Origin of the sequence: Actinoallomurus sp. CA-150999, assembly GCF_050942425.1 — a bacterium.
GTDB lineage: Bacteria > Actinomycetota > Actinomycetes > Streptosporangiales > Streptosporangiaceae > Actinoallomurus.
Genome location: NZ_CP192063.1, coordinates 8,445,597 through 8,470,996, shown reverse-complemented (window position 1 = coordinate 8,470,996; position 25,400 = coordinate 8,445,597). Strand labels below are relative to the sequence as shown.

The window sequence follows — 25,400 nt, the reverse complement described above, 5'->3', positions numbered from 1 at the left end:
GGGTCGAAGTTGAACTTCGGCGACACCGTGCTCCAACCGGCGCGTCAGCTTGAAATGCCGGACTCGTGATCTACGGTCGGTTCGTGACCCGTACGGACCGCTTGTTCGCCCTCGTCGACGAGCTTCGTGCGGGCGCACCCCGGCCGTACGGCGTCCGTGAACTCGCCCGGCGCTTCGACGTCGACGCCCCGACCATCGAGCGGGACATCGAGGAACTGCGCGAGGCCGGTGTTCCGATCAAGGCCGACCCGGCCGGTGGCGGCTATTTCTTCGACACGGTCGGGACGCTGCCGCCCGTCGTGCTCTCCCCGGCCGAGGCCGTCGCGCTCGCGACGGCCGTGGGCCGCGACGGCGCGTCCCCCTTCGCCCACTCGGGTCGTACGGCCCTGCTGAAGATCGTGGCGGCCATGGCGGCGGCGGACAGCGCGGAGGATCGCCGGCTCGCCGCGAGCATCCGCGGCCTGGTGCCCGCCGATGGCGCACCGGAGGTGCCCGTCGCGGCCGTCGTCGAGGAGGCGGTCGCCACACGCCAGGTCGTGCGGCTCGTCTACGCCGGCCGCGACGACACGGAGACGCGCCGCGAGGTCGAGCCGGTCGCGTTCGTCGCCGGCGCGCGCGACTGGCATCTGATCGGCTGGTGCCGGCTCCGCGACGCTCCGCGGATCTTCCGAATCGACCGGATCAGGGAGGCCGCGCTGCTGGACGAGATCGCGCCGCCCCGCGACTACTCCCAGGCCGACCCCAGGATCGCCGACCTCATGGCAGGCGCCCTCCGGCTCGACTGACCTACGCGCTCGCCGGGCCGCGTCCGCGGACCAGCGGGAGGTAGACCTCGTCGACGATCTCGACGAGGACGCCGTCGGGGACGCTGCCGAGTCCCTGGGTGACGTACTCGTTGCGCAGGAGTGTGAGGGCCACCGTGGCGACCCGCGGGTGAACGGCCTCGGGGGGTGCCTCACCGCGCGCCACGGCGCGTCCGAGAATCGTGAGCCAGGAGGCCGAGCCGCCGTCTGCGGCCTGCTCCTGCAGCTCCGCCAGCAGTTCCGGCTCGTCGCCGACGCTCGACAGCAGGCTGCGGAGGATCTCGCCTTCGGGTGAGGACAGGTCGCAGTTGATGCGGCGGAGCAGCGTCAGCGCGTCTTCGCGCAACGTGCCGGTGTCGGGAGGCTGTGTCCGGGCCGTCACCAGCCGGCGGTACGCGGCGACGCCGAGCGCGGCGCGGTTCGGCCAGCGGCGGTAGATGGCGTTCTTGTTGGTCCCCGCCCGCTTGGCGACCCGGTCCATGGTCAGTCCGGGATAGCCGGACTCGAGGAGTTCGTCGGCCGCCGCGCGCAGGATCGCCTCCTCCAGGACCGCCCCGCGCCGCCTCGAACCGCCGGATGCCGCTGGGGGTGTGGGATCGCCGACCATGCCTTCCTCTCCATTCCGGTACCACCCGTACCTTAGCGGCCGCGCCCATCCTCCGCTGAGCCGGCTCATAGGGTACGATGCGTACCCTATGAGCATCCGAGTACGGAAGGGCGCACCAATGCGGCGCTACGGCATCGGCTACGACACCGGTTTCATCAACCTGGGGATGAGCACTCGCGAATCCTTCGACCCCGAGGTGGTGTGGCGTGAGATGAGCGTCATCCGCCACGACCTGCACTGCGACACCGTCCGCGTCACCGGCGGCGACCCGGAGCGGCTCGAGGTCGCCGCCACCCACGCCGCCGACCTCGGGCTGAAGGTCTGGTTCTCGCCGTTCACCTGCGACCTGACCACCGGCGAACTGCTCGACCTCCTCGCGGACTGCGCCGAACGCGCCGAGCGGCTCCGCAAGCGCGGCGCCGAGGTCGTGTTCGTCACCGGTGCGGAACTCAGCCTCTTCACCAAGGGCTTCCTGCCCGGCGACGTCTGCACCGACCGGATCGAGACCCTGCTGACCGCACCGGACGCGCAGCGGCGGGAGCTGCTCGCGGCGCTCCCCGAGCGCATCAACGACTTCCTCGGCAGGGCGGTGGACGTCGTCCGCCGACGGTTCGGCGGCAAGGTCACCTACGCCTCCATCCCGTTCGAGCGCGTCGACTGGACGCCGTTCGACCTCGTGTCGGTCGACCTCTATCGCACGATCGAGATCGCCGACCGGTTCCGCGAGGGCGTCCGCGCGCTCGTCGCGGAGGGCAAGCCGGTCGCGATCACCGAGTTCGGCTGCACCGCCTACCGGGGCGCGGCCGACAAGGGCGCGCACGGCGGGGACATCGTCGAATGGGACGGCACCACCCCGGTCCGGCTCGACGGCGACTACGTCCGCGACGAGTCCGAACAGGCCGCCTGCCTGCGGGAGCTGCTGGAGATCTTCGAAGCCGAGGGCGTGGACACCGCGCTGGTGTGCACCTTCGCGTCGTACCACCTGCCCCACCGGAGCGGCCCTCGACGGGACCTCGACCTGGCCTCGTACGGCGTCGTGAAGGTCTTCGACGACCGTCTGGGCCGGACCTACCCCGACCTGCCGTGGGAGCCCAAGCTCGCGTTCACCGCCCTCGCCGAGCACTACGCCGCCAGGACGGCCGGCCACGTACCGAACGCTCGGTGAAGACCCAGAGCGGGACGTAGATCAACTGTTCGCCGACGGATCCGGCTCCGTGGATGACGCGTACCGTCCCGCTGTCCCGCCGTCCGGAGAGATCTTCCACGTTTCCCAGCGCCGCCCGTCCGGGTCGAGACGCGCGAAGAGCAGCGCGATGTTGTCCGTCTCGACCAGGCGTGTTCGCGCCGTCTCCTGGAGAGCGTCGAGCGCCGCCACGTCGGTGCGGAGCGCGCGGATACGGGCGCGGGTGTTCCACCGCGCTCGCCAGGGGTGCCACAGGGTGTGGAGCAACAGCCCCGTCGCCGCCCGCTGGTACTCCTCGGCGGCCCGGATCAGCTCATCGGCCGACTCTCCCAGCACGCCGCCGATGCGGCGGTCGATGATCCTGATCACCTCGCACTCGAAGACGCGGTCGTGGGAACCGGCCGCGAAGTCCATGACGCGGCGCGGGATACCGGCGGCCAGCGCCGCCACTCCGAGCCCGGCGAAGGACTCCCGGAGCGCGAGCTCACCGTCGGCGCCGCCGTCGAGCGTCGCTCTCAGGCCGAGCCCGATCGTCAGGTGCGAGCGCCCGCCCGCCGCCCGGTGGACCGGCGCCCAGCCGATCTCGACGTCGCGGACCCCGGCGGTTATCGCCGCGATCCCGTGCAGCCCCTCCATGACGCCGGCACGTAGCTGCCGCCGCTCATGATGCCTGGTCAGGTAGCTCGTCGCCGCCGCCCCGACGACGCCGCCGACCGTGCTGTAGGTCAGCTCCGTCAGACCGGGCAACCGTTCCTCCGCGATGATCTGTGTCCCACGCCGAGCAGGTCACATGGTGACAGCATCCATCGTGGTATGCAGGCGGCCGCTCTCAACGACTCGGCCGAGCCGCGCTGAAGACGACGGCGGCGACCGGCATGGCCGGATTCTGCAGGCCGACCAACGACAGGGAGAAACCGTGCTCGGGCACCCGGCCGCCGAGCACCTCCGGCTCCACCCGGACGCCTCGTGCCGCGAGGTCGGCGGTCACCTCGGCGTAGCCGCGGCCGAGGAGCTGCACGTCCTGGAACCAGGCGGTGCCCTCGACGCCCGTGTAGCTGATCACGATCGTGGTGAGCCGCGAGGCCTCGTCGAACGTGAGGATCAGGCCGTGGTCGAAGTACCAGTCCTGCGCCACGCCCCCGTAGGGAGGCACGCTTTCCAACGCGGGGCCCAGCAGGGCGCGAAGCTCCTGACGTGACTGCCCGAGCCGTACGGTCTCCGTGCCCTGGCCGGAGACCAGCCGGTGCTCCCTGATGGGCTCGACCTCGGGTTCGTCGGACATCCCGGGCTCGCTCACGGGGTCGCCGGGGAACACCCCCACCGAGTCGACCTCACCCTCGCCGCCTTCGGTCACGGCGAAACCGGCCTCGGGCACCGCGTGCCCCACGTCGATGCCCACTATGCGATGTCCGCGGGCCGTCAGGTCCGCCACGACGTCGTCGTACGGGCGGCCGGTCAGCGCGATCCCGTCGAAGCGGACCGGTGCGTAGGAGCCCGATTCGATGAAGTGCAACCGATCCTGATCGTCGAAGTAGACGATGAGGTCCCCCTGCACGTAGTGCTCGCAGATCCCGACGTCCCAGGAGGCCTTGCGGAAGGGCCGGACCTCACCGAGGTCGTCCCCGAACCGCTCCGCGAAGCCGGCGGCGACCTCGTCGCGCCGCGCGCCGAAGCGGACGTCCAGCCCGAAGCCGCTGATGCCGGCGAATGGCCTGATCTCCCATCCCAGATCACTCATCCGGCCAGTAATAGCAGGCGGAAGACGGCTTCATCCCCGACTGCGAGGATACGTCGGGCCTTTAATGGCAAGTTCGACCTTATGTGTGCGCGTTGCGCCATCTCACGGTTGACACATCCGATGTATCGGTGTTTACGTCAGTCGAGATCATTTTCCGGGCCGGGAGCGACACCGCTCGGTGGCTCGCGGACGGAAGGACCGTAGGCGATGGTCGTACCTCGAGGTGCCCGCCCGCTGCTCGCGACGGCACTGGCGACCGCGGTCGCCCTCATCCCCGCAGGCTCGGCCGACGCGCGCACCGGCCGGGCTTCCGCGGCCGAGCACGGCTGGGTCGGCACCTGGGAGGCGGCGGCCTCGGGCACGGTCGACGCCCTGCCCGGCTACTCCATCCGTAACGTCGTGCACGCCGACGTCGGCGGCCCGGCCGTACGCGTCCGGGTGTCCAACCGGCTCGGCACGGCCCCGCTGACGCTGGGCGAGGTGACGGTCGCCGTCCAGCAGACCGGCTCGCCCAAAAGCCCGGAGGCCGTGGCCGGGACGATGCGCGAGGTGACGTTCCGCCACGCCGGTTCGGTCACGGTGCCCGCCGGAGCGGACGCCGTCAGCGATCCCGTGCCGTTGCGCGTCCCAACCGGCGGCAACCTGCTCGTCACCTTGTACACACCGACGGCATCGGGACCGGCGACGTTCCACCACTCCGCGTTGCAGACGTCGTTCCTGGCCTCGGGCGGCGATCACGCCGCCGAGCCGGCCGGCACCGCGTACACCACGAGCACCGGCTACTGGTACTACCTGACCGGTGTCGACGTGTTCCGCCCGCAGGTCCGCGGCGACGTGGTCGCGCTCGGCGACTCCATCACCGACGGCTCCGGATCGACGTCCAACGCCAATCGCCGCTGGCCGGACGACCTGGCCGCCCGGTTGAACGCGCTGCCGCCGTCCCGGCGGTTCGGGATGCTGAACGCCGGCATCGCCGGTAACCGGTTGCTGCTCGACGACACGGGACCGAATGCCCTGTCGCGGCTGGACGAGGACGTGTTCTCGCGCAGCGGGGTACGCGCCCTCATCGTGCTGGAAGGCATCAACGACATCAAGAACGATCCGCCGCAGACGGACCCGGCCCGCATCGAGGACGCGTACCGGCGGATCGTGCACCGGGCCCACGCCCACGGCATCCGGGTGATCGGCGGGACGATCACGCCCTTCGGCGGTCACGGCGGCTACACCGACGAACTCGAGGCGGTACGGCAGGCCGTCAACGCCTTCGTCCGCACGAGCGGGCTCTTCGACGGCGTCGCGGACTTCGACGCCGCCGTCCGTGACCCGGCCGACCCGCACCAGGTCCTCCTGGCGTACGACCACGGCGATCACCTGCACATGAACGACGCCGGATATCGGGCGATGGCCGACGCCGTCGACCTCGCCGACCTGGGCGGGCGGCCGTAACCGCCCGCGCCAGGCTCGGCCGCACGCGGGTCGCCGTCTGAGGGCGCCCTGACCCGCTCGTTCAGCCGAGGACGAGGGGGAGTTTCGCGGCGAGTTCGCCCAGCTCGGCCTCTTCCTTGTCGGTCGGGGCGCGTCGTCCGGTGCCGACCAGCAGCGTGTCCTCGTCGGAGAACGATGCGGGGAAGGCGGTCCCGGCGATCTTTTCCAGCATCGCGCGGGTCCGGGCGAGCCCTTCCTCGGGTGGTCCGGCCGCGTCCGGGAGGTGCGCGACCAGGTCGAGGTGGTGCAGCGTCCATTCCAGGACATAGGCGGAGAGGTAGTCGCCCGCGGTGAGGACCTGGTCCTGGGTGCCGACCCGGAGGCTCGGGTCGGCGAGTTCGGCGGCGCGGCCGGCGGCGGAGCCGACGTCGTCGAGGTGGAACTTGAGCAGCCGGGGCTCCTCGTACGCGGCGGCCAGCCGGACGGTCAGCGCGTCGAGCGGGTCATCGCCGGTCGGTGGTTCTTGGGTGACGTGCCAGTAGGTGATCGCGTCGCGGGTCGGCTCCGTCTCGGCGGGGGTCACGAGGGTGATCAGGACGTCCTGGGCGTCGATGATCAGATGGCACACCAGGTCCCGTACGAGCCAGCCGGTGCAGCCGGACGGCCGTGCGAAGTCCTCGTCGGAGAGCTCGGCGACCGCCGTACGCAACGCCGCCCATGAGCGTGAGAAGAGATCCACACCGGCACGGTAGGGCGGTGCCGAAATGGAGGACAACCGCATTTGGATCACAGGGTCGGGCGCCGCTCGCAGGATGCCCGACTGCCCGCCGCCGTCACCGGCTGTCGGCGACGGTCCATGTCGAATACGTGCCGAAGTTCAGGCGGGCTTGTGCCGGCGCCGACCTCGTCGTCGACGGAGGTTCGCGCCACGAGAGTGGTGTATGTGGCTTATGTGACCTATCGTCCGGTTGGTGACTTGGAATCTCGCGAACAGATATGACGGCGCGGTACCGGCGGCGGAAGCGGGCGCCCGTTTCGCGGAGGCCGCATGAGCCTGCCGAGCCGGCCCCGGCCGCCGCGCGAGCCGTCCCATGGCGCCGAGCCGGGCGCCCATAGGACGCCGGAGGCGCGCCGTGCCGCCGAGCCCGGTCCGAGCCAGGCCGCCGGATCGCGCTGCCAGAACGGCGGTGGCAACGGCAGCGGCGACCGAAGACGGCGGCCCAGCGGGCAGCCGGGCAGGGGCGATCTCCTTCGCTTCTTCCCGTCCTCGCTGGAAGGGCTGCGGCGGTTCGTCCCCCCGTGGAAGATCGTGCTCGGCGCCTGCCTGCTCGGTTGGCTGCTCCTCGCCGGCGTGGTGGGCGTGGCGTACGCGATGACGCCGGTTCCCAAGGACCCGACCGTCGCCGGTGTTCGGGATCAGGGCTCGCTCATCTACTACCGGGACGGCAAGACCCTGATCGGGAAGATCGGGACTCAGCGCCAGAACGTTCCGTTGAGTCAGGTCCCCGAGTCCGTGCAGAACGCCGTGCTGTCCGCCGAGGACCGTAGCTTTCGCAGCAATCCGGGGTTCTCGCTGACGGGCATCATCCGGGCGGTCTGGAACAACGGCACGGGCGGGTCGCGGCAGGGCGGCTCGACGATCACGCAGCAGTTGGCCAAGAACTACTACTCCGATCCCAATAACCGGACGATGAGCCGGAAGTTCAAGGAGCTGTTCATCTCCGTCAAGCTCGAACAGAGGATGAGCAAGGAGGAGATCCTCGGGCTCTACCTGAATACCGTGTACTTCGGCCGGAACGTGTACGGCATCCAGGCCGCGTCGCAGGAGTACTTCCACACGGACGTGGGCAAACTTGGCCAGGATCAGGCGGCGCTGCTGGCCGGCATCATCCAAAGCCCCAACCGGGACCCCGCAGACTCTGCCAACACCGCCTATGCGACCCAGCGCTACCGCTACACCCTGGACGGCCTGGTCTCGATGGGCAAGCTCGGCAAGGCCCAGGCAGGGGGCTTGAAAGCGCGCCTGCCCAAAGTGTCCCCGGCCGGCGGCTCTGCCTTCGCCGGTCAGAAGGGATACCTACTGAGGCGCACCCTCAACGCGCTGCAGGCCCTGGGCATCACCCAGGACATGGTCGGCAAGAATGGGTACCGGATCGTCACCACCTGGGACAAGGACCTGCAGGAGAAGGCCCGGCGGGCGGTGGAGGACTACAAGAAACGCAAGGGCTTCGGCGGCGACGTCCGTATCGGCCTGGCGTCGGTCGACGTCAGGACGGGGGAGATGGTCGCCGCCTACGGCGGTCCTGACTATCTCCGGCAATTCTTCGACGACGCCTACCAGAGCCGCGTTCAGGCGGGCTCCTCGTTCAAGCCTTACGTGCTGGCCGCCGGCCTCCGCAAGGGAATCGGGCTGCGCAGCCAGTTCGACACGCGTTCGCCGATAACGTTCGACGGCCAGGGGAACCCGGTGAGGGACGGGCAGCCGGGCGGCTACACCGTGCACAACGACGAGGACGAGCAGTTCGGCGTCAAGGACCTGGTCTTCTCGACCGCCCGCTCGATCAACACGGTGTACGTGCCGCTGGGGCTGAAGGCGGGCCTGGGCAACGTCGTGTCCACCGCAGTGTCGGCGGGCGTTCCCCGGGACTCGCCCGGTCTCACCTCCGGCCTCGGTGGCGTCACGCTGGGGCAGGCGGCGCTGCGCCCCCTGGACCAGGCGGTCGGCTTCGCCACGTTCGCCAACAACGGGACCTATGTGACCCCGCACAGCATCCGAGCCATCTACGCCGACGCCGCGATGAAGAAGCCGTACAAAAGGCCCGTGGTCAAGCGGCGCAAGGCGTTCGGGCCGCAGAGCGCGGGCGTCGCCGCCGACACCACCTATGCCCTCCAGGCCGTGGTCAGGAGCGGGACCGGCACCCGGGCGCAGCTCCCCGACGGGCGCCCGGTCGCCGGCAAGACCGGTACCACCAACGAGAACAAGGCAGCCTGGTTCGTCGGCTACACGCCGCAACTGTCCACGTCTGTGGCGATGTGGCGCCAGCAGGGCCAGAACTTCCTCTCATTGCGCGGTATCGGCGGCTACAGCCAGGTCTACGGCGGCCAGATCCCCGCTGACATCTGGCGCGATTACATGTCGTACGCCATGCGCGGCCAACCGGTCATGCAGTTCCCGCCGCCGGTGTGGATGGGCCAGGCGCAACGCTTCGCCAAGCAAGAGTCGAAAAAGGACCGGAAGGGGAAGCACGAGCACCGCAAGCACCGCAAGCACCGCGGGCAGCAAGGCGGAAACGGCTGAGGCTTCCCGTGGGGCGGGGGCTGGGAGCCCCTGATCACTCCCTGGCGACCATGGGCCGGCAGTGTCGGATGAGCTGTTCGGCCAGGAGCGGAAGGTTCGGTGCGACGAAGGCGGCCGGTACCGACGGTCGGTCCGCGAGCGCGGTCGGCGTCACGGTTGGTCCGGCGTGTTGGGGGTGAGCAGTCCCCGGTTGAACGCCTCGGCGACGGCCGCGGCGCGGTCACCGACCCCGAGCTTGGCGTAGATGTTCACCAGGTGGGTCTTGACGGTGGCCTCGCTGATGAGCAGTCTGGCCGCCGCGTCCCGGTTGGTGGTCCCGGCCGCGACCAGTTCCAGGATTTCGAGTTCGCGCCGGCTGAGCGGCTTGGTCTCGGGCTCCCGGACCCGGCTCATCAGCCGCGTCGCCACCGACGGCGAGAGCACGGACTGGCCGTGGGCGGCCGCGCGTACCGCTCGCAGCAGTTCGTCGCGGGGAGCGTCCTTGAGCAGGTATCCGGTGGCACCCGCCTCGATCGCCGGCAGGACGTAGCTGTCGGTGTCATAGGTGGTCAGCACGAGCACGCGCGCGGTGATGCCCCGCCGGGCCAGCTCGGTGATCGCGGTCAGGCCGTCCATGCCGGGCATCCGCAGGTCCATCAGGATCACGTCGGGTCTGAGGACCTGGGCGAGCCGGATCGCCTCGGCGCCGTCGCCGGCCTCGCCGAGCACCTCGAAGCCCGGGTCGCGCGCGAACATACCGCTCAACCCGTCCCTGACCACGGGGTGGTCATCGGCGATCAGCAGCCGGATCGGAGCGCCGGTCGCGTCGTGGCTCATGCGCCGGCTCCCGCGGGCGCGGCCGGGATGCAGGCCGAGATGGCCGTGCCGACACCCGGTTCCGATTCGACCTGGAGCGTCCCGGACAGGCTCTCGATACGCTGCCGCATCGCGACCAGGCCGAACCCGCCGTCCTGCGCGCCCGCGTCCGGACGCCGCGGATCCTCATCTCGGGCGCCCGGCGCGCCGTCGCCGAACCGGTCCGGTTCGAAGCCCCTGCCGTTGTCACGCACGTCCAACGCGACCTCGTTCTCCATGTAGGACAGTGTCAGCCCGACCTTGGTCGCCCGCGCGTGCTTGGCGACGTTCGCCAGCGCCTCCTGTGCCGTGCGCAGCAGTGCGACATCGGCCTCCGGCGGCATCGGGCGCGCCGTGCCGGTCGTGGTGGCCTGGACTTCGATGCCGTGCAGCGCCGACCAGCGCTCGGCGACGCCGGCCAGCGCCTCGCTCAGCCGTGCCGTCTCCAGCGCCTCGGGACGCAGCGCGTGGACCGACCGTCGCGCCTCGGACAGGCTCTCCCTGGCCAGCCGGGTCGCCGTCTGAACATGCCGGCGCCACAGCGCCTGATCATCGGCGAACTGCTCGGCCGCCTGCAGCTGGGTGATGATCCCGGTGAGCCCCTGCGCCAGCGTGTCGTGGATCTCGCGGGCCATCCGCTGCCGCTCGTCGGAGACCCCGGCCTCCCTCGCCTGGGTCAGCAGCTGCTGCTGCAGACCGGCGTTCTCGGCCATGCTCGCCGCGAGCCTGCGGTTCGCCTCGCTCACCTCCGCGAGGGCCTGCTCACGCAGTTCCTCGTGCTCCTCGCCTTTCTGGCCGAGCCAGGCGAGACCGCACATCGGGATGATGTTCACGGCGAGGATGAACAGGTAGCCGAGTACGCCGTAGATGTTCGTCTTGGCTATGGGGGCCGCCTGCGCGGTGCCCGCCACGATCGCCACCCCGCTGATGGCGGCCAGCTCCGACGGCCAGGGCAGAATCCGGAAGGCGTAGAAGTAGCCGGCAGGCGTGAACAGCCCGAACCAGGGATCCCTGATCACCAGGATCGCCATGAGCACGATCAGCACGCCCAGGAACAGCCCCATGACCCGCGGGCGCTCCCGCCAGGCCGGATGCAGCGTGAACATCCACAGCATCCACGCCGCCATCAGCGCGCACAGCGCGAGATCGATGGTGAGGGAGTCGCCGTCGGACCGTCTGAGCGCGATCGTGACACCGGTCATGATCGCCAGCAGCACGTACGGCACGACGGTCACCAGTGGAAGCAGTCGCCGACCCCATTGCTCCTGCCGGGGGAGCGGCATCGGATTGCTCATTTGCCTCCTTCCCGCTGCGATCTACTCCCAACGGAACAATTTAGCGGCGGCCAGCCCGAGCACCACCGCGTACGCCGCCATGACCAGCAGTTGCTGCGCGTGCGGCCAGTGCCCCTCGGTCGCCCTCTGCAGTGCCTGGACCGCCGCGCCGAGCGGGGTGCCGTGGCTGATGTAGCGCAGGAGCTTTGGCATCTTGGCGATGGGCACCCACAGGCCGGCGAAGAACATCATCGGGAAGAACAGGATCGTGCCGATCGCCTGCGCGGCCCGCCCGCTCCCGGCCGTCGCGGCAACGAACAGGCCGACCGCCAGGAGCGCGGCGGCGGTGAGCAGCGCGGCGATGACGAACCCCGCGAGCTGCTTCGGCAGCGCCACGCCGTACGCCACCCGGGCCACCACGAGGATCACGATCACCGTGACCGCGATGACGGCGAAGTTGACCGCGAGCTGGGCGGTGAGCAGCCGGACCGGGCCCATCGGCGTCGTCTGCAGTCGGCGCAGGATGCCCTTCTCCCGGTAGCCGGCCAGGACCATCGGCAGGGCGCTGAGCGAGAGGAGCGCGATCGAGAACGCGATCAGAACGGGCACGTAGATCTCGAGCGTCGTGGCGCCGCCGAAGTCCTTCTGCGGCTCCCTGAAGGAGTGGATGCTGCCGAAGATGATCAGTAGCAGCAGCGGGAACCCGACGCCCCAGATGGGCCCGACCCGCTCACGGATGAAGAGCTTCAGCTCGGTGACGGTGAGCCACGCGAGCCCGGAACGCGACGCGGCCGCCGGCGGTGTCGCGGTGGTGGTGACGGGCATGATCATTTCTCCTGGTCCTGGTCTGACCCGGTGGGCTGGTTCTGGCTCGCGTGCCGCTCGGTCTCCGGCTGCCGTCCGGTCAGCGCGACGAAGGCGTCCTCCAGGCTGGCCTGCTCCACGCGCAGTTGCCGCGCCACGACGTTGTTGCGCGCCAGCACGGAGGTGACCGCGTTCAGCGCGTTGTCGTTGCCCGTGACCACCACGACATCGCCCTGGTGGATGACGCTGGTCACGTCCGGCAGGCTGGTCAGCAGCCGGTCGTCGAACGGTACGGACGGCCGGAAGCGGATCCGCTGTTCGGTCTGGACCCGTTCGGTCAGCCCGGCCGGGGTGTCCACCGCGACAACGCGGCCCGTGTCGATCAGCGCGATCCGGTCACACAGCCGCTCGGCCTCCTCCATGAAGTGGGTGACGAGCACGATCGTGACGCCGCGGGAGCGCACGTCCTCGATCAGCTGCCAGGTGTCGCGCCTGGCCTGTGGGTCGAGGCCGGTGGTCAGCTCGTCGAGTACCGCCACCTGCGGGTTCCCGATCAGCGCCAGCGCGATCGAGAGCCGCTGCTTCTGGCCGCCGGACAGCTTCCCGTACCTGGTCGAGCTCTTGCTTGCGAGCCCGAGCGCGTCCATCAGCGCACGCCAGTCCGCCGGTGCCCGGTAGAAAGAGCTGTAGAGCGCGAGTGCCTCCCCGACCTTCAACCGGTTGGGCAGTTCGCCGTCCTGGAGCTGCACACCGAGCCCTTGTGTCAGCTCGGCGCGGTCTCGCTGCGGGTCGAGCCCGAGCACGCTGATCTCGCCCCGGTCCGGCCTGCGCAGCCCCTCGACGCATTCCACCGTCGTGGTCTTGCCCGCGCCATTGGGGCCGAGGATTCCGAAGATCTCCCCCTCCTGGACGGTGAAGGAGACATCGTCGACCGCCACGGTTTCCCCGTAGCTCTTGTGCAGGTTCTGCACCTCGATCACTGCTGGCATGCGGTAGCACTCCCGGCATTCCGTCCATCGCGGTCAGGTGTCTTCAGCCTCGCGAAGTCGGCCCGGACGCGGTATCGACCACCCGGCGAAACCCCGCAGGCCACGGGCTGAAACACCGGCTAGACCGGACGGTTGAGCCGATCCATCGATCGGTTGACCGCGAACCCGCCGGCCGCTGTCTCCCCGCGCACCGGCCCGTTAATTGAGGCTCTTCGCTCGAGTCCGTTTCGGCCGGCCAAGAAGCGCAGCACGGGGTACTCGAGATGCAGCCTTTCAACGGGGTGACCATTCGTGATGGTCGACCTCGCGGCCTGTGGAAATTAGTCGGAGGCTACGGGTTGATTCGTGCTACGTATCGGATATATCGCCTCGATTGAGGCTCGATCGAGGTGTCAGTGTTTGCACGGATGAGACGTGATAGATGCGTCAGTGTTCGCACGGATGTCCCGCCTGATCCAAATCCATAGGGTCACATTATGGCTATTTCACGAAGAGTCATGCTGCCCGTAACAATGGCCGCGGTCACGGTTGTCAGCGGAGCCGGTGTCGCATCCGCCGCAACCTCGACCGCCGGCGCCGCCGCTCCGGCAGCGTCGGCCCGGAGCGTGTCCGCCGCGGCGGCTCCCGGCCTCGGATCGGCCACGGTCCTCGGCAAGACCGAATTCGTCTTCTCCCCCTCGTCCCGTGGCGAAGCCACCGCCCGCGCAAGGGTCATCCACTGCGAGATGGTGTTCGTCGGGGCCAACCACGGCGCGCCTCACCACTCCGGCCACGTGCCGGGCACGGTCAACGTCCGGGTCCGCGTCACCTGCACTCAGGCGATCAGGATGATCCGCGGAAAGATCGGCCTCTTCAGCAACCACGGATCGAAGATCAATGCCTACGGCAGCACCGGGCGGGCCTCCGCCAAGGGCAACGCGGCGCTCGTCTGCCGGACCGGCTACTACCAGGGCGAGTCGGCCGCCCAACTCATCGCGCCCCCCGGGTACAGCCCGCCCACCGTGAACCTCGGCGCCAAGACCGCCAAGGTGCACCTCAAGAAGTGCTGACCCTGGGAATCAGCGATTGACCTCATCGCTGTCCGCCCACACCGGATCGGTCACCTCGACCGGCACGGCCTCCAGCCGCTCATCCGCCAGCACCTCGGCGACGAGCGCCGCTGTGCCGCCGAAATAGGTGGAGTCGAGGTCGACCTCCGTCGCGACACACCAGGCCCGGTCCTCGGGCCAGAACAGGCTGGGTGACTGCGGGAAGAGTGACATCGCCAGTTCCCCGGCGGCGTCGAGCGGGCCCTCGAGCAGGAGATAGCTGCGTTCCGGCAGCTCCACTCGAGGGCCGTTCACGATGTCCGGCGGGAACTCCGGCGGAAGCAGATCCGGCTCCGGAGGCACGTCCCCCTCCGACGTGAAAATGACGGTCGCGCGGCCGTCCGACGTGCCTCCGTACCCGTCCCAGGCGCAGAACCAGCAGCGGTCATCCGACAGGGTGTGCCGGGCCAGGACCTCACACAGCGCCGCCAACATGGCAGGGGGCAGCGTGCCGGGGTCGGGCTCCTCCTCCCAAGGCTTCGCCGCTCGCACATCCGACGCGGGAGTGGCGAGCGCCCGGAACTGTACCCGCGGATGTATCACCCTGCCCGACCACGCGGCCACCTCGGCCCACGTCACAGGGCTTCCGTCAGAGGCCAACGCCGGATGCAGAATCCGGGCGTACGCCTCGAACCCGTGCGGCACCAGAGCCCCCACACCGGATCCGAACGGCCCGACCCCTGCGACCACCCAGTCGGCCGGTGCCACATCCCCCACCGGACGCAGTCGCGAACGCCGAACCATGGTCTGCACCTCCTGCAACCGTCGCTCCGGCCTGTGCCGAAGCCGTCGCCGGCAAGAGCACCACACCGGCAACGAATCCGCCAAGCTCTTCGCCTCGTACCAACCTACGAGGAGACCCTCCGCTCCCGAACGTGTTCTCAGCCGCCAGGTCGCAATGAGGCCGACGCATTCCGCCGGATTACTCCTTGTCGCGCGCGGCGAGTCGTTTGGTGATCTCGACCTTGACCGTCTCGTGCAGTTCGTCCGACGTGAAGCCGAGGTTGCGCAGGATCTGCGCGGCCGGGCTCTCCTCGGCGCGGATCAGGCCCAGCAGCGTGTGTTCCGTGCCGACCCAGGCGTGGCCGAGGTCGGCCGACGCGCGGCGTGTCTGCTCGATGGCCTCCTTGCTCTCCGGCCGGAACGCGATGTGACCCCGCGGCGCCTTCTCCCCGGCCGGCGGCATCGCTTCCTCGATCGCGTCGCGGATGCGTTGCTCCGACTCGGTCTTCGCCACCAGCACCTCGTACGCCAGGCCCCGCCGCTCGCCGAGCAGGCCGAGCAGCATGTGTTCGGTGCCGATGAAGTCGTGCTTGTGCGTTCGGGCGGCCTCCTGCGCCAGCACGATGCTGTGCCGGTTCAGGTCGGTGAACCGCTCGAACGCGGCGGGCGCGTGGCGTTGCTGGGCGGCCTGTTTGGACACCCCGATGGCGTCGCCGATCTCGCTCCACGACGCGCCGGCCTGCTTGGCCTTGCCGACGTAGTGGCCGACGAGCTGGTCACCGAGGTCGGACAGGGTCTGGGCACGGAGTTGCGCCTCGCTGATGCGGGCCAGGCCGTTGGCGTCGGGGAGTTCCTCGTCGAGACGGGCGATCAGGTCAGCGAGGCTGATGTTGAGTGGACTCATGCGTCAATCGTAGATTGACGATCCTAAATCGTCAATCTGTAGTTGACTCGCGTTTTAGGTGCGCTCGGCGCGGGCCGCGAGTTCGTCGTCCCGCGGGTAGGCCGACGCCGAGCAGGGCCAGGCCGTACGGTGGGGCGACGGCGGGAGGTGGCGGGGACGCGTCGTGCAGGACGAAACCTTGCTGCCCGGCGCTTCCAGGCCCTCCCTCAACCGCGGTGACGGATCTCGTGGTCACCGAACTTTCAGCGCTTCCTGTCCGCGGCCGGCCCGGCTACGGAGCGCGGCACCCGGCCCGCCCGCTCCCGATGCTGCGCTGGTGACATGGCCGGAAGGAGTCGAAGTAGCCGGTGGTGAGCGTGCCGACGCCGGTCACGTCGTCGTAGCCCGGGGTCGCGGCCAGGCTCTGGTCGAGGCCGAAGGTGTCGAGGTAGGGCTCGGTGGGGAGCCCCGGGATCTGGTTGGCGACCGGTCCCGCGGCGAATATGGGAACGCCCTGGCCGAGCGGATGGTCGGTGACGTCGTGGTAGGCCGAGGTGCCGTGGCGCGCGTAGATGACCGGGTTGGCGAACCCGATCGGCTCGCCCGCGGCCTGCTGGGCGTCGGCCTGCATGCCCGCGAACTCCGGCGTCGCGACGCTGGTCCCGCCGACGGCGATCTCCCGGTAGCCGGGCGGCAGCCCCTGGCCAGGGGGCACCGTGAGGCCGGCGCGGACGCCGGTGCCGTCGCCGGCGTCGGCCGCGACATCGGGCACGACGCGCATCGGCACGCCGGATCCGTGTGCCTGGCTGAGCGCCTTGGGCACCGTCTCACGCTGGTAGGACGGCTGCCCGAGCACGTCGCTGGTGCCGCCGCCCCCGCCAAAGGCGAACGCGCCCGGCGGCTGCGCCCAGCTCTTCCCGTCCGGGGTCAGCCCGACGATGTGGTCACCCCAGCCGGTCTCCCACAGGTACTGACCGTGCGCCCCGATCGCCAGGCTGGTGCCGCCCACCGCCGTCACCCACGGGTCGCCGGCGGGGTAGCTGATCGCGGGCTTGGAGGGGATGGGATGGCATTCCCCGCTGATCTGGCAGTTCGATCCGTCACCGTGGTCCGCGGTGCCGTTGTAGAAGCCGATCCCCTCGGCCGCACCCCGCTGGAAGATCTGCTCGTAAGCGGCGATCAGCCCGGGCGAGGGGTCGGGATCGTAGTGTCTGATAGTCCGCCCGCTGACGATCCCGGCCAGGTGCCGGTCGGTGACGGTGCCAAGCTCGTCGAGCATCGACAGGGCCTGATCGTCGTCGTCGCATTTCGCGCCGAGGTAGACGATGTCCGCGTCGGGCGCCATCCCGTGCACGGCCTCGATGGCCATGTAGTCCTCGGCGAACGGGAACTCCCGGCCACCGCACGAGGCGTCCAGCCCAGGCGGGATGATCTCGGTGAGCTGGCCGGGCCGCAGCGGCACGCCATGGTCGCTTGCGAATCGCGCCACATCGCCCGGAGTCGCGGCGTTGCGCCCGGGGCCGACCACGGCGACTCGCACGCCCTTGCCGGTCAGGCCGGCCGGAACCCCGTAGGCGCTGCGGAGCTGCTGCGAGGTGTAGCCGCACCCCGCGTAGGGCGCCGTCCGGCCGTAGGCGGGCGGCAGATTCGTCGCCCGCCGTTGCCCGAAATACTCCGAGCAGAGCAACGCCGCGGCCGCAACGGACCCGGCCCGTGCCGATCCGGTCGCACGCGAGGCCGGGGCGGTGGTGCCTGCGCGGCCCGGTGAAGCCGGAACGGTCTCTGCGCGGCGCGGTGAAGCGGGAGCGGTCTCTGCGCGGCGCGGTGAAGCGGGAGCGGTCTCTGCGCGGCGCGGTGAAGCCGGAGCGGTCTCGGTGCGGCCCGGCGCGGCGGGCGTGCCGCCCGCCGCGGGTTCGCCGTCGGAGCCGGGCAGGCCGATCTCGGTCGGCGCCATGGTCAGCACGGCCCCGGCGACCCGCGCCGGGACGCTGAGCCGCGCCCGCGGTGGGGGCGCCTGCTCGGTGAGCGCACCGACCCGGTAGCCGTGCCAGGCGGCACCGAACGCGCGCGCGGCCTCGGCCGCACTCCCGCGCACCGACAGGTAATGCGGGTTCGCCGCGGTGACGCGTAGCCCGGCGGCGGCCAGCCAGGACCGCACCGCCGTGACCTGGCCGCGCGCCGGATCGAACCGCCGCCGTACCTCGGCGGGCGTCAGGTAGCGATGGAACAGCGCGCCGTGTGGGTCGGCGACCGCCGCCGCGTAGGCCGCGAGCCCACGCGGGTCGCGCCCGGCCAGGTACACCCGGGCGGCGATCGGCGCACCGGCCGGCGCCGACCCCAGATCCGCGGAGTCGGTGCCCCCGGCCTTCGGCGGCAGCGTCCACAGCGGCACGTAGCCCGGCAGCCCGTGCCGCCTGCCGGCGGGGCCGTGCCCGGCCGCGAACGCGGCGGCGGGGGACGGCACTCCGGCGCACGCAATCGCGACACCGGCCGCCGCGACGCCCAGGATGCCACCGCCCCGCGGACGGCGGCCGACCGGCGTCGGAACGCGCATTGATCTCACCTCGACGAGGGAAGGGTGTCTCGGACCATGATCTCGAAGCTATCCGCGCAGCCCTCCGCCCGGAATACGGCTGACCTCCGTATTCGCCTGGGGGATTTCCCCCAACCCGTGCGCCGGCCGGGCTTCGCCCGTACGCAGCACCCTCCCCTACGGCGCGGGTGGGCTCGGCTGGAAGCGGCGCATTGGGTAAGGCGGCCTTGAGCTCGTCACGCACTGGCTGCGTCCGTGTGGGCGAGGCGGTAGGAGTCGGTGCCGGTTTCGATGATGGTGCCGCCGAAGGTGAGTCGGTCGACGATCGCGGCGCAGAGGCGGGGCGGCGTCTGGTTTGCGCTCAAGCGAGGGGTCGACTTCGACAAGATCAAGACGGTTCGCGCACCGCCATGCCATGGGGGTGGCGTCCCGCCATGGTGCGAACCCGCCGCCCGCTCCTCCGCTCCAGCTCTTGCTCCACCTATCGAAATTCGATAGATTTCCATCGCGACTCGATGGAAGGATGGGCCATGGGAAAGCTGACAGTGCGCGCGCTGCGCGCCGTGCTCGTGGTGGGGCTCGTCGGCACCGTTTCCGTACAGGCATTGATGGTGTGGACGTTGGTCAGCGGGAACGACCCGGAGGACGGGTCGCTCCCGCTGACCTCGCTGCGCGTGATCACGATCCTGGGCATCGGGACGGTCCAGGTCATCGGGGTCTGCGTGTGGCGGCTGGTGACGATGGTGCGACGCGGAACCGTGTTCTCCCACGCCGCCTTCCGGTACGTGGACGTCATCATCGGCGCGATCGTGGCGGCTGCGCTCGTGTGGTTCGCGGTCACGGCCCTCAATGCGCCGGGCCAGCGGGACGACCCAGGCGTCACCGTCATCATGGGCGGGGTCGGCATGGCCATCCTGGGGGTCGCGCTCATCGTGCTCGTGCTGCGGATGCTGCTCGCCCAGGCCGTCGCGCGCGACGTCGAAGCGGCGCAGATGCAGGCCGAGCTGGACGAGGTGATCTGATGCCGATCGCCGTCGACATCGACGTGATGCTGGCCAAACGGAAGATGTCGGTGGGCGAGCTCGCGGACCGCGTAGGGATCACGCCCGCCAACCTGGCGGTACTCAAGAACGGCCGCGCCAAGGCCGTGCGCTTCACGACCCTCGCCGCGCTCTGCGAGGTGCTCAAGTGCCAGCCAGGCGACCTGCTGCGCTGGGAGGCCGAGGACGCCGCGGACGGATGACGCGCCCCACAGCAACCACCGACCGCGGGGGTCCGGGGGCTCGGCCCCCGGGCGGAATCGCGGGCCGTGGCGAAGCCGAGCAAAGCTCGACGAGCAGGCGAAGCCGCCTCGTGGGCACAGCTGGATTCGAATCAGATGCGCCCTATCCGAGGCGCTCCTGTTCGCTACCTCGGAAAATGCCGCCTGACCTGCTGATACAGCATCCTTCGACGCCTGACACACGTTGACACGGATTGCCATAGATGTACTCTCGATCTGGCACGTAGCTGGCACGCGTGGAGGGTCGCAGGGATGGCGAAGCGCAACGGCAAGAGGTACTTCGGAAGCGTCCGGCGACTTCCGTCCGGGCGGTATCAGGCTCGGTACACCGGACCGGACGGGCTGACGCACACCGCCAAGACTCCCGAGGGCAAGCCGCTGACGTTCGACACCCAGGGCGACGCCGACGCGTGGCTTGCCCTGCGGCACAGCGAGATCCTGCGCGGCGCGTGGCTCCCGCCGGCCGAACCGAAGGCGGCGCCGGTCCTGTTCCGTACGTACGCGACAGCGTGGCTTGCCGGACGGGACCTGGAGGACACCACGGCGGACCACTACGAGCAGCTGCTCCGCGACCACATCCATCCGACGTTCGGCGGCGCGCCGGTCTCGGGCATCACTCCGGCCGCCGTACGGGAGTGGCACGCGGACCTGAAGGACCGCACCGGGCCGACGGCGCGGGCGCACGCCTACGCGCTGGTGCGCACCATCATGAACACCGCCGTCGCCGACGATGTGATCTCGGCGAACCCGTGCCGTGTCCGCGGCGCGGGCCAGTCCAAGCGGGCAAAGAAGATCCGACCGGCGACGCTGGCCGAGCTGGAGACCCTGGTGTCCGCGCTGCCCGCCCGGTACCGGCTCATGGCGCTGTTCGCCGCCTGGTGCGCGCTGCGGTTCGGCGAGCTCACCGAGCTTCGCCGCTCCGACGTCGACGTCAAGAACGGCGTCATCAGGGTGCGCCGTGGCGTCGTGAGCACCAAGCGCAGCGGCCGAAAGGTGAAGGATCCCAAGTCCGAGGCGGGCAAGCGGGACGTCAACATCCCGCCGCATCTCATGCCGCTGGTCAAGGCGCACCTACGCGACCACGTCACCGGCGGCCGCGATGCCCTCCTGTTCCCGGCCGCCGGTGACCCAACAGTCCACATGGCGCTGTCGACGCTGTACAAGGTCTACCGCCCGGCGCGGGCGAAGGCCGGGCGCTCGGATCTCCGGTTCCACGACTTGAGGCACACCGGCGCTGTGCTCGCAGCGGCCACCGGCGCGACGCTGGCCGAGCTGATGGCCCGCCTCGGCCACTCGACGGCCGGGGCCGCGCTGCGCTACCAGCACGCGGCCCAGGATCGCGACCGCGTCATCGCCGACGCGCTGTCCAAGCTCGTGAGCGGCACCGTGACGCCGATTCGCACGGAGGGCACGGCGTAGCCGCGGCTACTTCTTCTTCCGCTGATCCCTGCTCAGATGCTCCTCAAGCGCCTCGTTGACCACATCCGAGGCGCTTTTTCCTTCCCGCTTGGCCTTGTCCTTGACGGCATCCCACCGGCCGTCCGGGATGCGCACCGAGCGCACGGGCTTCTCAACCATGATCTCCTCCTGCGTCATGCCTGTAATACGAATCATGGCATCTAGCAGGAGTTAAGGTCTTGCGGATACGACATACGAAGGTCTACCGTAATACGAAATCCAGGATCTACCTGGACATAAAGGCGGCCCCGAACGGGTGGTGACGCACTCGCCGGGGCCTGATCGGACGATGGAGGTCCGACTGTGAACGATCCTACGAGCAACCCCCGCCCCGATGAGGACTCCCTCGTGCGTCTCGACCGTCGGGCCGGGTACGTCGCCGGTCGTCGCGACGCGCTCGCCGAGCAGGCCAAGACGCCCGCTGTGGATTGGCGCTTGCGGTACGCCAGGGAGACGCTGGAGGCGTCCAGGACCGCACCGGCCGAGCGCGACCAGGCGGCGCTGTGGTGGGGGAAAACCGAAGCCGCCCTTGAGGCGCTGCTGCAGTACGTCGACGAGCAGGCGGGTCGGGCATGAGTGCGGCGAAGCGGCCCTACTGGCTACCCGAAGGCTGCCCGCCCTGGTGCCTTCGCGTGCCTGAGCACAGCAACGATGACCACCCGGACGACCGCACCCACGCCGGAGAGGACGCGTCGGTGACGTTGACGGCCGCCGACCCGCTCGACCTCGACGGCGAGGCGGAGGAGATGAGGCTGTACCTCCTCCAGCACTACCGGGAGCGCGAGCCGCTCATCTGGCTGGGCCGGAATGAGACGAACCAGGGCGGACACCTGACGCTCGACGAGGCGGAGGAACTGGCGGGAGAACTGCGTCGACTGGTGAAGATCGCGCGCGACGAGTGAACTGTCCCGCGCGGGACAGTCGAGGGGGTGACGGAATCCGTCACCCCCTCTCGCATGTCTGCGGTCAGTCGCCGGCGTCGTCCTGCTCGACGACGAACACGCCCATACCGGTCACGGTCTCGACGAGGCCGTCATCTTTGAGCACCTGCACCGCCTTGCGGAGCGTGTCGCGGGCCACCCCAAACTCCTGTTCCAACTCGACGAGGCTGGGGATGCGGCGGCCGGGCGGAATATCGCCAGATTCGATGCGTTTCCGCAGTACAGCGGCCACTTGCCGGTAGGGCGGTACCGGGCCGTCGCGATCAATGCTCGTCACTCTCCGACCGTATGCGGCCACCCGTTACCGACCATAGCTAGCCCCTGGGGTAGACGGGGGTAGTACACCCTCCTAGCCTGGCGTTATGGCGAGCGACGACGCACAACGACTCAGTGATCTCCAAGCGAAGTGGGGCCGATCTTGGCTCATCTGGCGCGGGCGACACGGCATCCACGAAAGCGGCGACTGGATCGCCTCCCGGATCAACGACACGGCCGGACCCGACCCGACCGTGATGCGGGACTCGGCCGCGGCGCTGAACGAGGCCCTGCACAGACAGGAACGCATGGCACGGCGCGGCGTACAGCCGCTCACGATCTCCGACGCGGCGCCGGATCTCTCCGAGGCGGGCCCGCAGTGAGCGGCGGCGCGGGCTTCGATCGGGAACTCGCAGCGTTCCGGCTCATCCTCGACCTGGTCCCCGTGGCTGGACACCCTCCGCGCGGCAGTGTCCAGCAGCTCGAGCGCCTCCAAAGGCTCGACCCGGAGGCGGCCGAGCGCATCATCGAGCAGGGCGGCGAGCGTGGCTGAGATCGAGATCGACCGCGACGGGCCTGTCGCCCCGTACCGCCAACTCGCCAACATGCTGCGAGAGCGCATCAGGGCGGGTGAGATCCCGCCCGGCGAGCGCATCCCCTCGGAGGCGCGCCTGCACACGGCGACGGGATGCGCTCGGGCGACGATCCGGCGCGCTGTCGGCGTCCTCGTCGACGAGGGGCTGGTCACGACGGTTCCGTATCGGGGGACATACGTTCGCGACCAGCCCGACGAGTAGAGCCCCCGCGCGGTCCATGCCATCGGCCCGACCAGGGCCGCGCGGGACGAGAACCGCCCGCCCCCACCAGTGAGGGGGGCGGGCGGTTCGCTATCTGGCCGCCACAGCCCCCGTACGCGCGGTGTACGGGGGCTGTGGCATGAGAACGGCCGCCCCCGGAGGATGTGAGGGGCGGCCGTTCTGTTGGGCGCAGGCGGTGTCTCCGGCCCGCAAAGGAACCGGGCCTCGGCCGCCTTCCGTCCGGGCGCGCGGTGTGAATGAGAAGTGAAGCACCGCGGCCGGTGAGGTTGACGCCCGGTCTAGCTGGTCTTGTTCTGCAGCATGCGGAATCCGAGGTCATTCACGCTGTTGGAGCCCACGCGGGCCCATGCGAAGAGTCCGCGCTGCCCGGTCGGCCGGCCGGTGGACGGGTCGAACAGGTGCTGTACGGGCTCGACCTGCATGCCCGCGCGCTGCGCCACCACCAGGTTCGTGAAGTCGCCGACGATGAGCAGGTTCGCCGCGGTGGTGCCGGTCACCAGGTCGGCCATCCACTCGTTCTCGACGTACTCCCGGCCGAACAGCTTCTCGACGGACTCCTGCGTGAGGTTGATCGAGAAGTTGGCGCCGGAGTCGACCTGCCCCGTGCCGAGCTGGCGCACGCCGTTTTCGACGTTCGTCGAGGACATCCACGACGCGGTGCGGCGGAACCGGCGCGGCAGCGCGTCCCACAGCTTGTAGACGTCGCCGGCCGCGAACGTGCCGGCCGTGGTGGTGGCCACCTGAACGTTCGTGTTGGCCGCGAGCGCGGTAACGATGCCGCGCGGCTCGTTGGTGCCCGACCCGAGCGTGATCTTGTTCGTGACCAACTCGGCGTAGCCCTCCGTCAGGAGGCGGCCCATCTCGCTCGCGAACCCTGGGTAGTCCTGCCCGACCTCGATCGAGTACGGGACGAACCCGCGGGCCATGTAGACCGGCACGGTGGGCTGAGCGAGCGTCGGGGAGTCGTCGGAGACCACCGTGCCCTCGTTGTCGAACGACCAGGTGACACCGGCGCTGGACACGCCCTTCCACTGGTTCGTGGTGATCGTCTCGACCCGCGAGATTCGCAGGATGGCGTCGATGTCGGCCGTGCCCTGCGCGGTGAGGATGATCGTCGGGTCGATGAACACCGGCACGCCGAACCCGCCGGCCGTACCGGTGGCCTCGGCCATGGACCGCGAGTGGGTCTGCTCGAAGCTCTCCAGCCGCCGCAGCGCGGTGATCTCGTCGTTCGTCAGCATCGGCGGGCGACCGGCCATCCCGGCCGCGAGCATGGTGAGGAACGCCGACCGGTAGTGCGGGTCCTCGGTGATCACCGTACGCATCGCGAGGTAGGAGACATCGACGTTGTCGTCGCTGTGGGAGCGCAGCAGTCCGTCGAGGTGGGTCCTCTGCTCGTCGGACAGGTGGCGCGCGTTGCGGCGCGAGTCGTCGAGCAGCGCGCGGGCCCGGTCACGGGCGGCATGCTGGCCGTCGAACGGGTCGACCTGGCGCATGAACTCCGGTGACGGCTTGCCAGCGTCGCCCGGCTCGAATCCGGCCCGACCGCCGGCGACCATGGCACGTAGCTGCTCGCGGTACTCATCGCGCGCTGCCTCGGCCTCGTCCTGGGCGACCTGGAAGCCGCGCATCAGCCGGTCGAAGCGCTCGGACTCGCCTTCCGTCAGGTCGCGCCCGAGACCCTGACAGCGGGTGTGGATCTCGTTGGCCTCGGCGCGCAGACGGGCCGCCTTGTCCCGCGCCTCCTTGATGATCTTGTTCAGCTCGTCGAACGATCGCATGGGGGTTACTCCCGAGGGAACGCCGCGCACGCACGCGGCGGAACGAATGAGGGTCTGCCGGTCCAGGGAGGCCGTACGGCGGCCCTGCGGCGTCTCATCTCGGGAGGCCCGTGGCGGCCCGAGGTACTGCAACCGGGAGACCCTGCGGCGGCCCGGTGACGCCATAGGCGTCAGGACTCCATGATCTCATGCCGGATCCCCGCCCGTCAGCTCCCGAACGTCGTCCGGCACGGTGCCGACCAGCTCGACGCGCACCGGCGCGTCAGGGTCGACCAGCACCACGCGCGGCACGCGCACCAGCGGCCGGCCGCCCCACCAGATATCGAGCGCCTCGCCATCGTCGGCCACCGCGACGTCGGCCTCTTCCGTCTCGCGACACCATGCGGAGCGCGCGGCCCGGTCGTCCTCGTCCAGATGCGCGATGCAGTGCGCGATCAGCTCATCTTTGTGCCAGGTCCTCATCGTTTGATCCTCTCCGGCCCAGGAGGCCCGGTCATCACGGTCTGTGACTGAATTCATGATCGCGGCAGGCGCGAAACTACTGAGCGCGCGGGGAGAGAAACGGGCGCTAGGGCGGCGGGTCGCCCGCTGTCACGTTCTGCCGTCACGCGGCGGCCCCCCTACCTGCACAAACGCTGTCCGTTTTCGGCGCAACACTCTGACCTGCATTGATGTCGCTCACG

Annotated in this window: 29 protein-coding genes; 13 read left to right on the top strand and 16 right to left on the bottom strand. The window is 70.0% G+C overall.

Annotated features, from left to right (window positions below):
* Window positions 1–83 precede the first annotated feature (83 nt).
* Complete coding sequence (locus tag ACQP2O_RS39165) at window positions 84–785, top strand: helix-turn-helix transcriptional regulator (protein WP_433174221.1); 702 nt, start codon at window positions 84–86, stop codon at window positions 783–785.
* A gap of 1 nt (window position 786) precedes the next feature.
* Here ACQP2O_RS39165 and ACQP2O_RS39160 read toward each other — a convergent pair whose 3' ends face one another.
* Window positions 787–1,410 carry a TetR/AcrR family transcriptional regulator gene (locus ACQP2O_RS39160; RefSeq protein ID WP_433174219.1) on the bottom strand — a complete coding sequence of 208 codons (624 nt, stop codon included), beginning with the start codon at window positions 1,408–1,410 and terminating at the stop codon, window positions 787–789.
* Between the two features lie 88 nt (window positions 1,411–1,498).
* Between ACQP2O_RS39160 and ACQP2O_RS39155 the strand changes: the two genes are divergently transcribed.
* The gene (locus ACQP2O_RS39155) at window positions 1,499–2,575 is read left to right on the top strand and encodes a hypothetical protein (RefSeq protein ID WP_433174217.1); all 1,077 of its coding nucleotides are present in this window, start codon (window positions 1,499–1,501) and stop codon (window positions 2,573–2,575) included.
* 21 nt (window positions 2,576–2,596) lie between these two features.
* On the opposite strand, the gene ACQP2O_RS39150 is transcribed toward ACQP2O_RS39155, so the two are convergent.
* Together ACQP2O_RS39150 and ACQP2O_RS39145 are read right to left on the bottom strand one after the other, a co-directional pair.
* Entirely contained in the window at window positions 2,597–3,340 is a 744-nt protein-coding gene (locus ACQP2O_RS39150) for a hypothetical protein (protein WP_433174215.1), read from the bottom strand.
* 82 nt (window positions 3,341–3,422) lie between these two features.
* On the bottom strand, window positions 3,423–4,331 hold the full coding sequence (locus tag ACQP2O_RS39145) for a hypothetical protein (protein ID WP_433174213.1): 909 nt from the start codon (window positions 4,329–4,331) through the stop codon (window positions 3,423–3,425).
* A 207-nt stretch (window positions 4,332–4,538) separates the two neighbouring features.
* Between ACQP2O_RS39145 and ACQP2O_RS39140 the strand changes: the two genes are divergently transcribed.
* Window positions 4,539–5,777, top strand: coding sequence for an SGNH/GDSL hydrolase family protein (locus ACQP2O_RS39140; protein WP_433174212.1), 1,239 nt, complete (start codon window positions 4,539–4,541; stop codon window positions 5,775–5,777).
* 61 nt (window positions 5,778–5,838) lie between these two features.
* On the opposite strand, the gene ACQP2O_RS39135 is transcribed toward ACQP2O_RS39140, so the two are convergent.
* A complete protein-coding gene (locus ACQP2O_RS39135; protein WP_433174210.1) occupies window positions 5,839–6,495 on the bottom strand; it encodes a maleylpyruvate isomerase N-terminal domain-containing protein in 657 nt (218 codons plus the stop codon).
* 309 nt (window positions 6,496–6,804) lie between these two features.
* On the opposite strand from ACQP2O_RS39135, the gene ACQP2O_RS39130 reads away from it, so the two are divergent.
* The gene (locus ACQP2O_RS39130; RefSeq protein ID WP_433174208.1) at window positions 6,805–9,054 is read left to right on the top strand and encodes a transglycosylase domain-containing protein; all 2,250 of its coding nucleotides are present in this window, start codon (window positions 6,805–6,807) and stop codon (window positions 9,052–9,054) included.
* Window positions 9,055–9,204: 150 nt separating this feature from the next.
* Here ACQP2O_RS39130 and ACQP2O_RS39125 read toward each other — a convergent pair whose 3' ends face one another.
* The 4 genes from ACQP2O_RS39125 to ACQP2O_RS39110 are packed head-to-tail and all read right to left on the bottom strand — an operon-like array spanning window position 9,205 to window position 12,955.
* Window positions 9,205–9,870, bottom strand: coding sequence for a response regulator (locus ACQP2O_RS39125; protein WP_433174205.1), 666 nt, complete (start codon window positions 9,868–9,870; stop codon window positions 9,205–9,207).
* Window positions 9,867–11,183 carry a sensor histidine kinase gene (locus tag ACQP2O_RS39120; protein ID WP_433174203.1) on the bottom strand — a complete coding sequence of 439 codons (1,317 nt, stop codon included), beginning with the start codon at window positions 11,181–11,183 and terminating at the stop codon, window positions 9,867–9,869. The genes ACQP2O_RS39125 and ACQP2O_RS39120 overlap by 4 nt, the downstream gene beginning before the upstream one ends.
* 21 nt (window positions 11,184–11,204) lie before the next feature.
* On the bottom strand, window positions 11,205–11,987 hold the full coding sequence (locus ACQP2O_RS39115; protein ID WP_433174201.1) for an ABC transporter permease: 783 nt from the start codon (window positions 11,985–11,987) through the stop codon (window positions 11,205–11,207).
* A gap of 2 nt (window positions 11,988–11,989) precedes the next feature.
* The gene (locus ACQP2O_RS39110) at window positions 11,990–12,955 is read right to left on the bottom strand and encodes an ABC transporter ATP-binding protein (RefSeq protein WP_433174199.1); all 966 of its coding nucleotides are present in this window, start codon (window positions 12,953–12,955) and stop codon (window positions 11,990–11,992) included.
* 497 nt (window positions 12,956–13,452) lie between these two features.
* On the opposite strand from ACQP2O_RS39110, the gene ACQP2O_RS39105 reads away from it, so the two are divergent.
* Window positions 13,453–14,004 carry a hypothetical protein gene (locus tag ACQP2O_RS39105; RefSeq protein WP_433174197.1) on the top strand — a complete coding sequence of 184 codons (552 nt, stop codon included), beginning with the start codon at window positions 13,453–13,455 and terminating at the stop codon, window positions 14,002–14,004.
* A 9-nt stretch (window positions 14,005–14,013) separates the two neighbouring features.
* Here the strand turns inward: ACQP2O_RS39105 and ACQP2O_RS39100 are convergent, their stop codons facing one another.
* The 4 genes from ACQP2O_RS39100 to ACQP2O_RS39085 all read right to left on the bottom strand — a co-directional run bounded on the left by ACQP2O_RS39100 (window position 14,014) and on the right by ACQP2O_RS39085 (window position 18,547).
* Window positions 14,014–14,787 carry a hypothetical protein gene (locus tag ACQP2O_RS39100; RefSeq protein ID WP_433174195.1) on the bottom strand — a complete coding sequence of 258 codons (774 nt, stop codon included), beginning with the start codon at window positions 14,785–14,787 and terminating at the stop codon, window positions 14,014–14,016.
* Window positions 14,788–14,965: 178 nt separating this feature from the next.
* On the bottom strand, window positions 14,966–15,670 hold the full coding sequence (locus ACQP2O_RS39095; protein WP_433174193.1) for a Clp protease N-terminal domain-containing protein: 705 nt from the start codon (window positions 15,668–15,670) through the stop codon (window positions 14,966–14,968).
* A 271-nt stretch (window positions 15,671–15,941) separates the two neighbouring features.
* A complete protein-coding gene (locus tag ACQP2O_RS39090) occupies window positions 15,942–18,203 on the bottom strand; it encodes a protease pro-enzyme activation domain-containing protein (RefSeq protein WP_433174191.1) in 2,262 nt (753 codons plus the stop codon).
* A 215-nt stretch (window positions 18,204–18,418) separates the two neighbouring features.
* Window positions 18,419–18,547, bottom strand: a complete 129-nt coding sequence (locus ACQP2O_RS39085; protein WP_433191558.1) for a hypothetical protein — start codon at window positions 18,545–18,547, stop codon at window positions 18,419–18,421.
* Window positions 18,548–18,712: 165 nt separating this feature from the next.
* Between ACQP2O_RS39085 and ACQP2O_RS39080 the strand changes: the two genes are divergently transcribed.
* The 3 genes from ACQP2O_RS39080 to ACQP2O_RS39070 all read left to right on the top strand — a co-directional run bounded on the left by ACQP2O_RS39080 (window position 18,713) and on the right by ACQP2O_RS39070 (window position 20,883).
* Window positions 18,713–19,204 (top strand): DUF2975 domain-containing protein, encoded by a 492-nt coding sequence (locus ACQP2O_RS39080; protein ID WP_433174189.1) that lies wholly within the window; start codon window positions 18,713–18,715, stop codon window positions 19,202–19,204.
* Window positions 19,204–19,425 carry a helix-turn-helix domain-containing protein gene (locus ACQP2O_RS39075; protein ID WP_433174187.1) on the top strand — a complete coding sequence of 74 codons (222 nt, stop codon included), beginning with the start codon at window positions 19,204–19,206 and terminating at the stop codon, window positions 19,423–19,425. Before ACQP2O_RS39080 ends, ACQP2O_RS39075 begins: the two co-directional genes overlap by 1 nt.
* Window positions 19,426–19,716: 291 nt before the next feature.
* Window positions 19,717–20,883 carry a tyrosine-type recombinase/integrase gene (locus ACQP2O_RS39070; RefSeq protein ID WP_433174185.1) on the top strand — a complete coding sequence of 389 codons (1,167 nt, stop codon included), beginning with the start codon at window positions 19,717–19,719 and terminating at the stop codon, window positions 20,881–20,883.
* A 6-nt stretch (window positions 20,884–20,889) separates the two neighbouring features.
* Here the strand turns inward: ACQP2O_RS39070 and ACQP2O_RS39065 are convergent, their stop codons facing one another.
* Window positions 20,890–21,060, bottom strand: a complete 171-nt coding sequence (locus tag ACQP2O_RS39065; RefSeq protein WP_433174183.1) for a hypothetical protein — start codon at window positions 21,058–21,060, stop codon at window positions 20,890–20,892.
* A 165-nt stretch (window positions 21,061–21,225) separates the two neighbouring features.
* Here ACQP2O_RS39065 and ACQP2O_RS39060 point away from each other — a divergent pair, with 165 nt between their 5' ends.
* The gene (locus ACQP2O_RS39060) at window positions 21,226–21,498 is read left to right on the top strand and encodes a hypothetical protein (RefSeq protein ID WP_433174180.1); all 273 of its coding nucleotides are present in this window, start codon (window positions 21,226–21,228) and stop codon (window positions 21,496–21,498) included.
* A complete protein-coding gene (locus ACQP2O_RS39055) occupies window positions 21,495–21,824 on the top strand; it encodes a DUF6907 domain-containing protein (RefSeq protein WP_433174179.1) in 330 nt (109 codons plus the stop codon). The genes ACQP2O_RS39060 and ACQP2O_RS39055 overlap by 4 nt, the downstream gene beginning before the upstream one ends.
* A gap of 64 nt (window positions 21,825–21,888) precedes the next feature.
* Here ACQP2O_RS39055 and ACQP2O_RS39050 read toward each other — a convergent pair whose 3' ends face one another.
* Complete coding sequence (locus ACQP2O_RS39050; protein WP_433174177.1) at window positions 21,889–22,140, bottom strand: GntR family transcriptional regulator; 252 nt, start codon at window positions 22,138–22,140, stop codon at window positions 21,889–21,891.
* A gap of 85 nt (window positions 22,141–22,225) precedes the next feature.
* Between ACQP2O_RS39050 and ACQP2O_RS39045 the strand changes: the two genes are divergently transcribed.
* The 3 genes from ACQP2O_RS39045 to ACQP2O_RS39035 are packed head-to-tail and all read left to right on the top strand — an operon-like array spanning window position 22,226 to window position 22,915.
* Window positions 22,226–22,501, top strand: a complete 276-nt coding sequence (locus ACQP2O_RS39045) for a hypothetical protein (protein ID WP_433174175.1) — start codon at window positions 22,226–22,228, stop codon at window positions 22,499–22,501.
* Window positions 22,498–22,671, top strand: a complete 174-nt coding sequence (locus ACQP2O_RS39040; protein ID WP_433174173.1) for a hypothetical protein — start codon at window positions 22,498–22,500, stop codon at window positions 22,669–22,671. Before ACQP2O_RS39045 ends, ACQP2O_RS39040 begins: the two co-directional genes overlap by 4 nt.
* On the top strand, window positions 22,664–22,915 hold the full coding sequence (locus ACQP2O_RS39035; RefSeq protein ID WP_433174171.1) for a GntR family transcriptional regulator: 252 nt from the start codon (window positions 22,664–22,666) through the stop codon (window positions 22,913–22,915). Before ACQP2O_RS39040 ends, ACQP2O_RS39035 begins: the two co-directional genes overlap by 8 nt.
* A 299-nt stretch (window positions 22,916–23,214) precedes the next feature.
* Here the strand turns inward: ACQP2O_RS39035 and ACQP2O_RS39030 are convergent, their stop codons facing one another.
* Together ACQP2O_RS39030 and ACQP2O_RS39025 are read right to left on the bottom strand one after the other, a co-directional pair.
* Window positions 23,215–24,717, bottom strand: a complete 1,503-nt coding sequence (locus ACQP2O_RS39030) for a phage major capsid protein (RefSeq protein ID WP_433174170.1) — start codon at window positions 24,715–24,717, stop codon at window positions 23,215–23,217.
* Window positions 24,718–24,903: 186 nt separating this feature from the next.
* Complete coding sequence (locus ACQP2O_RS39025) at window positions 24,904–25,179, bottom strand: hypothetical protein (protein WP_433174168.1); 276 nt, start codon at window positions 25,177–25,179, stop codon at window positions 24,904–24,906.
* Window positions 25,180–25,400 lie beyond the last annotated feature (221 nt).

Excerpts from the sequence above, each read along its gene's own strand:
- ACQP2O_RS39070 (WP_433174185.1), top strand. The coding sequence starts at position 19,717 with ATGGCGAAGCGCAACGGCAAGAGGTACTTCGGAAGCGTCCGGCGACTT.
- ACQP2O_RS39140 (WP_433174212.1), top strand. The coding sequence starts at position 4,539 with ATGGTCGTACCTCGAGGTGCCCGCCCGCTGCTCGCGACGGCACTGGCG.
- ACQP2O_RS39025 (WP_433174168.1), bottom strand. The coding sequence starts at position 25,179 with ATGAGGACCTGGCACAAAGATGAGCTGATCGCGCACTGCATCGCGCAT.
- ACQP2O_RS39125 (WP_433174205.1), bottom strand. The coding sequence starts at position 9,870 with ATGAGCCACGACGCGACCGGCGCTCCGATCCGGCTGCTGATCGCCGAT.
- ACQP2O_RS39080 (WP_433174189.1), top strand. The coding sequence starts at position 18,713 with ATGGGAAAGCTGACAGTGCGCGCGCTGCGCGCCGTGCTCGTGGTGGGG.
- ACQP2O_RS39110 (WP_433174199.1), bottom strand. The coding sequence starts at position 12,955 with ATGCCAGCAGTGATCGAGGTGCAGAACCTGCACAAGAGCTACGGGGAA.
- ACQP2O_RS39045 (WP_433174175.1), top strand. The coding sequence starts at position 22,226 with ATGGCGAGCGACGACGCACAACGACTCAGTGATCTCCAAGCGAAGTGG.
- ACQP2O_RS39155 (WP_433174217.1), top strand. The coding sequence starts at position 1,499 with ATGAGCATCCGAGTACGGAAGGGCGCACCAATGCGGCGCTACGGCATC.
- ACQP2O_RS39065 (WP_433174183.1), bottom strand. The coding sequence starts at position 21,060 with ATGACGCAGGAGGAGATCATGGTTGAGAAGCCCGTGCGCTCGGTGCGC.
- ACQP2O_RS39115 (WP_433174201.1), bottom strand. The coding sequence starts at position 11,987 with ATGCCCGTCACCACCACCGCGACACCGCCGGCGGCCGCGTCGCGTTCC.
- ACQP2O_RS39160 (WP_433174219.1), bottom strand. The coding sequence starts at position 1,410 with ATGGTCGGCGATCCCACACCCCCAGCGGCATCCGGCGGTTCGAGGCGG.
- ACQP2O_RS39095 (WP_433174193.1), bottom strand. The coding sequence starts at position 15,670 with ATGAGTCCACTCAACATCAGCCTCGCTGACCTGATCGCCCGTCTCGAC.
- ACQP2O_RS39100 (WP_433174195.1), bottom strand. The coding sequence starts at position 14,787 with ATGGTTCGGCGTTCGCGACTGCGTCCGGTGGGGGATGTGGCACCGGCC.
- ACQP2O_RS39075 (WP_433174187.1), top strand. The coding sequence starts at position 19,204 with ATGCCGATCGCCGTCGACATCGACGTGATGCTGGCCAAACGGAAGATG.
- ACQP2O_RS39130 (WP_433174208.1), top strand. The coding sequence starts at position 6,805 with ATGAGCCTGCCGAGCCGGCCCCGGCCGCCGCGCGAGCCGTCCCATGGC.
- ACQP2O_RS39055 (WP_433174179.1), top strand. The coding sequence starts at position 21,495 with ATGAGTGCGGCGAAGCGGCCCTACTGGCTACCCGAAGGCTGCCCGCCC.
- ACQP2O_RS39030 (WP_433174170.1), bottom strand. The coding sequence starts at position 24,717 with ATGCGATCGTTCGACGAGCTGAACAAGATCATCAAGGAGGCGCGGGAC.
- ACQP2O_RS39105 (WP_433174197.1), top strand. The coding sequence starts at position 13,453 with ATGCTGCCCGTAACAATGGCCGCGGTCACGGTTGTCAGCGGAGCCGGT.
- ACQP2O_RS39145 (WP_433174213.1), bottom strand. The coding sequence starts at position 4,331 with ATGAGTGATCTGGGATGGGAGATCAGGCCATTCGCCGGCATCAGCGGC.
- ACQP2O_RS39120 (WP_433174203.1), bottom strand. The coding sequence starts at position 11,183 with ATGAGCAATCCGATGCCGCTCCCCCGGCAGGAGCAATGGGGTCGGCGA.
- ACQP2O_RS39090 (WP_433174191.1), bottom strand. The coding sequence starts at position 18,203 with ATGCGCGTTCCGACGCCGGTCGGCCGCCGTCCGCGGGGCGGTGGCATC.